Source organism: Mesorhizobium sp., assembly GCF_005063415.1.
In the GTDB taxonomy this organism is placed as follows: domain Bacteria; phylum Pseudomonadota; class Alphaproteobacteria; order Rhizobiales; family Rhizobiaceae; genus Mesorhizobium.
In genome coordinates this window covers 6,272-14,703 of the sequence record NZ_SUEG01000027.1, presented here as the reverse complement: position 1 = coordinate 14,703, position 8,432 = coordinate 6,272, and the positions used below count along the sequence as shown (strand labels likewise).

Sequence of the window (8,432 nt, the reverse complement as noted above, 5' to 3'; positions counted from 1 at the left end):
ATTCATGGCACTGCGCTCGGCGGCTTGGCGATGGCTTCCAGCACGGCGACGATGGCGCGCAATTCCGGCTGACGCACCGGTCTGCCGAATTCGGTGATGTCGGCGCCGGCGACGAAGGTCCGCCCGGCGCAGGCTATCACGATTGCTCCCACCGACGGCTCGTCGCGCAGCGAGACAAGCGCCCGCATCAGCGGCTCGCGCACATGCAAGCTCAGCGCGTTGACCGGCGGATTGTCGATGGTTACGACCGCGACGTCGCCGTGCCTTGTAGTGCTGACGAAATCGGACACGCAAACCTCATACAATGATGTTGGCCAATAGCGCGACGGGATTTACAGCGCTGGCATGCGGATGGGAACCACGTGTTTGCGGACTGGACCGATATCCTCGCGCCGGGTCGGGCCTTGCCTTAGCGCAACGCCTTCTGCCCGCCGGCGGCGGTGATGACGCCGACGATGATCAGCCCTGTCAGCACCAGGCGGACGCCGACGCTGACGCCGAACGTGTTGAGCATGGTCAACAGCAGCACCAGGAACAGCGCCGCGCCCCAGACCCCCGGCACATTGGCCTTGCCGCCGGCCACCGACGTGCCGCCGATGACGACGACGGCGATCGAGGCCAGCAGATACTCATTGCCGATATCGACATTGGCGCCGCGGAAATAACCGGCGAGCAATGCACCGTCGAGGCCGCCGAGCGCGCCCGACAGCATATAGGTGAGAAATCGCGTGCGGCCGACACTGACACCGGCCAGCCAGGCGGCGCGGATGTTCTGGCCGATCGCCAGCACCGAGCGTCCGTAGATCATGCGCTGCAAAACGATGCCGGCGCCGATGGTGAACAGCACGGTGAGGATCGCCAGCACCGGGATGCCGAACACCTGCCAGTTGGTGAAATCGGCAAAGCCCGGCGGCGGCTTGATCTGCAGGCCGCGCCCATAGCTGATATCGACCGACTGGATGACGAAGCTGGCCGACAGTGTCGCGATGATCGGCGGAATGCGCAGTGCCCAGATCAGCAGGTAGTTGACGGCGCCGATCGCCATGCCGCAGGCAAGTGCTGCCAGCAGTCCGACCGCGATCATCGCATCATTGCCGTCCATGACCTTCATGGCAACGGCGCTGGCAAGGCCGATATTGGCCGGCAGCGACAGGTCGACATTGCCCGGCCCGAGCGTGATGACGAACATCTGCCCGACGCCGACGATAACGGTGAAGACGGCGAGCGACAGCGCCGCCGTGATCATGCCGCCGCCGCCATAGCCGCCGGTGAAGGCGATGGTCGCCAGCCATACCAGCAGCGCCCCGAAGAACGACCAGATCCAGGGTCTGGCGAGCAGTGTCCGCAGCGAGGCCATGCTCACCTCTCCCTGCGGCTGATCAGCACCCGCGCCGCCAGCACGATGATCAGGATGGCGCCGTTGGCGGCGACCTGCCAGTCGGGCGGAATGTGCATGAAGGTCAAAAGCGGCGATGCCGCCAGCGCCAGTGTCAGCGCGCCGATGACGGCGCCGATCGGCGACACCCGGCCGCCGACGAACTCGCCGCCGCCGAGGATGACGCCGGCGATCGAAAGCAGGGTGTAGCCATTGCCGATATTGGCGTCGGCCGAGGTGGTGATGCCGATCAGCGCCATGCCGGACAAAACGCCGAACAGGCCGGTCAGCGCAAACAGCGCGATCTTGGTGCGCAGCAACGACCAGCCGGCGCGCTTCAGTGCAGCTGAATTGCCGCCCGATCCGCGCAGGATGACGCCATAGGAGGTGCGCATCAGGCCAAAGTGGACGACGGCTGCGATCAGCAATGCCGCGATGATCGGGAACGGAATGAAGGGTGGCTTGAAGGCCATCAGCGCCAGCAGCCAGTCCGGCGCCTTGCCGCCGGGCTTCGGCAGGATCAGGATGGCCAGGCCCTGCCAGACGAAACTCATGCCGAGCGTCACCACGATCGAGGGCAGGTTGCGCAGATGGATCAGCGCGCCGAGCAGCGCGTAGACGCCGATCGACCCGAGCAGGATCACGACGCCGAGCAGCGGCGCGTCCTTCAGCCATGTCGCCGTAACGCATCCGACGAAGCCGACAAAGGTACCGATCGACAGATCGAGCTCGTTGCCGGCGATGACGAACATCTGCGCGATCGTCGCCAGTGCGATCGGGATCGCCAGATTGAGCATCAGGCTGAAGCCGAAATAGCTGATGGCGCGCGGGTTGAGCCAGGCGATGGCGATGAGCACCAGCGCCAGCGACAGTGCCGGCAGCAGGCTGCGCAGCATGCGCGCCCGCCTCGTGGCGCGAGCCGAAGATTTTAGACCATTCTCGATGGATACCGCCGTCATCTCAGGCCGCGTCGCCGAACGAGGACTGGATGATCTTTTCCTCCGTCAGTTCGTCGCGACGAAGGTTGGCGACGATCCGGCCGTTCTTGAACACATAGATGTGGTCGCAATTGTCGAGCTCTTCGGTTTCGGTGGTGTACCAGAGGAATGTGCGGCCATGGCGAGCCTCTTCGCGCACCAGGTCGTAGACTTCGAGCTTGGTGCCGATGTCGACGCCGCGCATCGGATCGTCCATCAGCACGATCTTGGCGTCGGAGCCGAGCGCCCGCGCGAACAAGGCCTTCTGCTGGTTGCCGCCGGACAGCGAGAAGATGTTGTTGTTCATGTCGGGCGTGCGGATGCCGATTTTCCGCTGCCACAGCTCGGCGAGCTCGGCTTCCCGCTGCGGCGAGATCAAGAGGCCGTTGCGCAATCGCGCCAGCGAACGGATGCCGATGTTCTCGGCGATCGACCATTGCGGAAAAATCCCGTCCGACTGGCGGTCGCCGGCAACCAGCGCCACCGGCGCGGTGACCTCGATCCCGGTCTTGGCGCGGGAAGCCGCGGCAAAGATTGCCAGCAAAAGATCGGTCTGCCCATGCCCGGCAAGCCCGGCAAGCCCGATGATCTCACCGGCACGGGCGACAAGCTCGTTGCCGTCCTGCTGTCGCGGCGGACGCGCCCGGACCCGCAGCGGGCCGGGCCCCGGCTTGCCGCTCGCAATCTCGGCCGCGGCCTTCTCGCGCGCCTCCGCTCCGCCCATCGCCGTCACCAGCCTGTCGCGGTCGAATTGATCGGCCTGCCCGGCGGCGACCACTTTGCCGTCGCGCATCACGACGATGCGGTCGGCGTTTCCGAGCACTTCGCCCAGCACATGCGAGATCAGGATGCAGCTCTTGCCGGCGGCGATGAAGCGGCGCACGAACGCCAGCAGCTGGCCGGCCGTTTGCGCATCGAGCGAGGATGTCGGCTCGTCGAGGATGACCAGTTCGAGCGGCTCCTGCGTGACCGTGAAGGCGCGCGCCACTTCCACCATCTGCCGGCTGGTGATGGAAAGATCGCCGACGATGTCGGATGCCGAGATGCTGTGGCCGGGGAAGATCTCGTCGAGCTTGGCGGCGATCAGATCGGCCGCCTTGCGCCGCCAGCCGAAGCCATGCAGCGACGCGTGGTTGATCCGCGTATTCTCGGCTACGCTGAGGTTGGGGCAGAGCGACAGTTCCTGGAACACGCAGCGTATGCCGAGCTGCTGCGCGCGCGGCACCGAATAACTTGCCTCGACGCCGCCGCGGACCGCGATCTGCCCGCCGTCCGGGGTAAGCGTGCCCGCCACCATATGCATGAGCGTCGATTTTCCGGCGCCGTTATGGCCGACAAGACCGACGCATTCTCCAGCACGAACGCTGAAATCGACACCGGCGAGCGCCCTGACGGCGCCGAAATGTTTTTCGGCTCCGTCCAGTCTTATGATGTCCATACTGACGGCGCCGAAATGCTTTTCGGCGCCGTCAGGCCTGATGATGTCTGCACTGGCCTCGGGCATCCCTTAACGATACCCGGTTATCTGTGGCGGCAACAATAGTGCCATGCTCACTTGATGTTGGCCTTGATCGCCGCGACGGCGTCCTCCTGCGTGTATTCGTGGCTGGCGACGCCGCCCTTCGGAATCTTCGGCAGCGCGGCCTCGAAATCGTCCTGGGTGAAGGCAAGATAGGGCACCAGCAGGTCGTGCGGCACGTCGGTGCGGCCGTCGAGCACCTGCTGCGCCACCCAGAAGGCAAGCGTCGATACGCCCGGTGCGATCGATGCCGACCAGGTCTGGTAACCGTCCTTTTCCTTCTGCTCCTTCCACCACTGCAACTCGTCCTGGCGATTGCCCATGATGATGGTCGGGCGCGGCTTGCCGGCAGCGGCGAAAGCCTGCGCCGCGCCATAGCCGTCACCGCCCTGGTCGACGACACCGACCACATCCGGCAGCGACGGCAGGATCGTCGCTACGGCCTTCTGTGCCGTGGTCTGGTCCCAGTCGCCGGTCACCGAGCCGACGATCTTGAACTCGGGATGGGCAGCGACGCCTTCGAGGATGCCGGCATGGATGGCATCGTCGATCGAGGTACCGGCGAGGCCGCGGATTTCCAGGAGGTTGCCGCCCTTGGGCTGGAACTTGGCCATCTGCTCGACTTCCTGCTTGCCCATGTCCTTGAAGTCGACGACGACGCGGTAGGCGCAGGGTTCGGTGACGATGCCGTCGAAGGAGACGACGACAATGCCGGCGTCGCAGGCCTGCTTGATGGCGCCGTTGAGGGCATCCGGAGACGCCGCGTTGATGACGATCGCGTCATAGCCCTGCAGGATCAGGTTCTGCACTTGGGCTGCCTGCGTCGGCACTTCCTTGTCGGCCGTCGTGAAGACGTCGGCGGCGCCGACCACCTTGTCGGCAACTGCCTTCTTGGTGACGATGCCGTAGCTGTCGAGCATCGCCTGACGCCACGAATTGCCGGCGTAGTTGTTGGAGAAGGCGATCTTCTTGCCGCTGGTGTCGGCAAGCGCGGTGCCTGCGGCGAGCATTGCCGCAAGGGCGCCCAAAACGAATATTTTCTTCATGTCATACTCCTCCCGTGAGTTGCTGTCTTACTAGTGGTTAATGGCTGGCTGGTGGCTAATGACTGATACGCTCACAATGTGTTTTTTATCTATTATCAGACAAATGCAGATAGGCGACAAGCTGTCAACAGCAATCCATGGCCGGCGATCAACTTGCGGTGCAATCATTGAAACCGGTTCGGCTCCTGATCTAGGGATGGCGCTGGAGACCGATTGAATGGCAGCGAACCTTGCCCCGGGTGCACCCGGCATTCCGGCGCGCTGGACGTCGAGCGCCAAGAGCGGCATCGGCACCGCGCTCTCGCCGGCCTGCCCGATCTGGTTCACCATTAGTCACGGTATTCTCAACGAGATCTACTATCCCCGCCTCGACAGCGCCTGCACCCGCGATCTGGGGCTGATCGTCACCGGACCCGACGGCTATTTCTCGGAAGAAAAGCGCGACGCCGAGCACAGTATCGAACCCCTCGTGGACGGGGTACCTGCCTACCGGCTGGTCAACACCGCAGCCGATGGAACCTACCGGATCGACAAACGCATCCTCACCGATCCGGAACGTCCCGCCTTGCTGCAGGAGATTATGTTCACGTCGCTCAAAGGCGCGGCCGCCGACTACCGCGTCCACGCGCTGCTGGCGCCGCACCTCGTCAACGCCGGCATGGGCAACACCGCCTGGATCGACGACCATGAAGGAGAGCCTGTCCTGTTTGCATCGGGACGCGGCACCTGCCTGGCGCTCGCCTCGTCGCTGCCGTGGAAGGCGTGCTCGGCCGGCTATGTCGGCGTCTCCGACGGCTGGCAGCAGCTTCGTCAAGGCGGCCGGCTCGATGCGGCCTGCCGCAGGGCCGAGGGCGGCAATGTCGCGCTGACCGGCGAGATCGGCTTTTCGGCCGCGAACCCAAAAGTATTGCTGGCACTGGGCTTCGGCACGACGCCGCAACAGGCGGCGGAAACTGCTTTCGCCAGCCTGAAGCAAGGTTTTGGGCCCGCAGCCAGATCCTACGTCGACAAATGGCGCAAATGGCAGGCCGGATTGCTGCCGCTGGACCGGCATGCGGCGTCCGGCCTCAACAGCTACCGCCTCAGCACGGCGGTGCTGGCGGCACACCGCTCGTCTGCCGGAGCAGCCGTTGCCAGCCTGTCGATCCCGTGGGGCTTCAACAAGGGCGACGACGATCTCGGCGGCTATCACCTGGTCTGGCCGCGCGATCTGGTCGAAACCGCCGGCGGCTTCCTCGCCGCCGGCGACCCGGCGGAAGCCTTGCGCATCCTTGGCTATCTGCGCTCGATCCAGCAGCCGGACGGCCATTGGCCGCAGAACGCCTGGCTCGACGGGTCGGTCTATTGGCCGGGCATCCAGATGGACGAATGCGCCTTCCCGCTGCTGCTCGCCGACGCACTGCGCCGCGCCGGCCATTTGCCGCCTGCCGCACTCTCCTCCTTCATGCCGATGATCGAGCGCGCTGCCGCCTATGTCGTGCGCAACGGCCCGGTCACCGGCGAAGACCGCTGGGAGGAAGACGCCGGCTACAGCCCGTTCACACTTGCGGTCGAGATTGCAGCGCTGCTTGCGGCTGCGGACATGTTCGATGCCGCCGGCAAAACAGAGCCGGCAAACTATCTGCGCGAAACCGCCGATATCTGGAACGATCAGATCGAGCGCTGGACCTACGTCGCCGGCACCGCCGCATGCGACGAAGCCGGCGTCGAAGGCTACTATGTCCGCATCGCCCCGCCCGACACCGCCGGCGCGGCATCGCCGAAGGACGGCTTTGTGCCGATCAAGAACCGTCCACCCGGCGATACGGACCGCCCGGCCGAGGCGATCGTCAGCCCGGATGCGCTGGCGCTGGTCCGCTTCGGCTTGAGGGCAGCCGACGATCCGCGCATCCTCGACACGGTCAAGGTCATCGACGCGCAATTGCGCTGCGAGCTGCCGCAGGGCACGCTCTGGTACCGCTACAATGGCGACGGCTATGGCGAGCATGCCGACGGCGCGCCCTTCGATGGAACCGGCCAGGGTCGGCCCTGGCCGCTTCTGGTCGGCGAGCGCGCCCATTACGAGCTGGCGGCGGGCCGTAGGGATAGTGCGGCAAGCCTGCTCAGGACGTTCGAGAACTCTGCCGGGCCGGGCGGCCTGCTGCCGGAGCAGGTCTGGGACGGTCCCGACATGCCGGAGCGCGAATTGCGGCATGGCGGGCCCTCCGGCAGCGCCAAGCCGCTTGTCTGGGCGCATTCCGAGCACATCAAGTTGCTGCGTTCGCTACGCGACGGCGCCGTGTTCGACATGCCGCCGCAAGGCGTCAAGCGCTATGTCGAGGGCAGGACGGTGTCGCGCCTCAGGGCATGGCGCTTCAACCACAAGATCCGTACCATCCCGGCAGGCAAGGCGTTGCGCATCGAACTTCTGGCCCGGGCGGTGGTTCATTGGAGCAGCGACAATTGGGCAACCATCCATGACGCCGAGACCACCGCGAATCTTTTCGGCATCCATCTCGCGGAGTTGCCGGTTGCCGACGCCACTCCGGGCAATAGCATTGTCTTCACATTCTTCTGGTCCGATGCCGGCCGTTGGGAGAACGCTGACTTTTCTGTCGGCATCGGCGATACCGGAGAGAGCATGATCCCGCAAAGTGGAGACCGGTTTTCGGAAAAGATCATGCTTCAATAACAGCGCCACTAGATCATCGATCCCTCAAGTAAGGCAGGACGAGACCATGCAGATAGGAATGATGGGACTGGGCCGGATGGGCGCCAACATGGTTCGGCGCCTGCTGCGTGATGGCCACGAATGCGTCGTCTACGATATCAACCCGGCGAGCGTCGCGGCGCTTGTGAGCGCCGGCGCGGTCGGAGCCGCCTCGATGGAGGAGTTCGTCGGCAAGCTGGCGAAGCCGCGCAGCGCCTGGCTGATGCTGCCGGCGGCGATCACCGGCCGGATCGTCGACCAGGTGGCTGCCCTGATGGAGCCGGGCGACATCATCATCGACGGCGGCAATTCCTATTATCACGAGGCCGTCGACCACGCCGCGCGCTTGGCCTTGAAAGGCTTGAGCTATGTCGATGTCGGCACCAGCGGCGGCGTCTGGGGCCTTGAGCGCGGCTACTGTCTGATGATCGGCGGCCCCGACAGCGCGGTCCAGCATCTCGATCCGATCTTCGCGACGCTGGCGCCGGGCGCCGACGCCGCTTCGCCTGCCCCCGGCAAGGACGCCGGAACCGCTCCCTTCGGTTATCTCCACTGCGGACCGAGCGGCGCCGGCCATTTCGTCAAGATGGTCCATAACGGCATCGAATACGGCGTCATGGCCGCCTATGCCGAGGGCATGAACATCCTGAAGTCGGCGAATGCCGGCAAGCGGCAGCGCACCGCCGACGCCGAAACCAGCCCGCTCGAAAACCCGCAATATTACCAGTTCGACATCGACATCGCTGAGGTGGCCGAGGTCTGGCGGCACGGCAGCGTCATCGGCTCGTGGCTGCTCGACCTGACGGCCGGCGTGCTGAAAGCCGAT

The 8,432-nt window shown here is 65.0% G+C and carries 6 protein-coding genes and 1 pseudogene; 2 read left to right on the top strand and 5 right to left on the bottom strand.

Annotation, left to right across the window (positions count from 1 at the left end):
- The 5 genes and pseudogenes from E5W70_RS10155 to E5W70_RS10135 all read right to left on the bottom strand — a co-directional run.
- Positions 1-290, bottom strand: a pseudogene (locus E5W70_RS10155) (enoyl-CoA hydratase/isomerase family protein); the annotation flags it as partial.
- A 119-nt stretch (positions 291-409) separates the two neighbouring features.
- Positions 410-1,357, bottom strand: a complete 948-nt coding sequence (locus E5W70_RS10150) for an ABC transporter permease (protein WP_292657188.1) — start codon at positions 1,355-1,357, stop codon at positions 410-412.
- Between the two features lie 2 nt (positions 1,358-1,359).
- A complete protein-coding gene (locus E5W70_RS10145) occupies positions 1,360-2,334 on the bottom strand; it encodes an ABC transporter permease (RefSeq protein ID WP_292657186.1) in 975 nt (324 codons plus the stop codon).
- A gap of 1 nt (position 2,335) precedes the next feature.
- The gene (locus E5W70_RS10140; protein WP_292657183.1) at positions 2,336-3,856 is read right to left on the bottom strand and encodes a sugar ABC transporter ATP-binding protein; all 1,521 of its coding nucleotides are present in this window, start codon (positions 3,854-3,856) and stop codon (positions 2,336-2,338) included.
- A gap of 47 nt (positions 3,857-3,903) precedes the next feature.
- Positions 3,904-4,917, bottom strand: a complete 1,014-nt coding sequence (locus tag E5W70_RS10135) for an ABC transporter substrate-binding protein (protein ID WP_023721363.1) — start codon at positions 4,915-4,917, stop codon at positions 3,904-3,906.
- A gap of 217 nt (positions 4,918-5,134) precedes the next feature.
- On the opposite strand from E5W70_RS10135, the gene E5W70_RS10130 reads away from it, so the two are divergent.
- Both E5W70_RS10130 and E5W70_RS10125 read left to right on the top strand, forming a co-directional pair.
- Complete coding sequence (locus E5W70_RS10130) at positions 5,135-7,588, top strand: glucan 1,4-alpha-glucosidase (RefSeq protein WP_292657177.1); 2,454 nt, start codon at positions 5,135-5,137, stop codon at positions 7,586-7,588.
- Between the two features lie 46 nt (positions 7,589-7,634).
- Positions 7,635-8,432, top strand: a 798-nt coding sequence (locus E5W70_RS10125) for an NADP-dependent phosphogluconate dehydrogenase (protein WP_292657174.1), incomplete at its 3' end; no start/stop codon positions are given.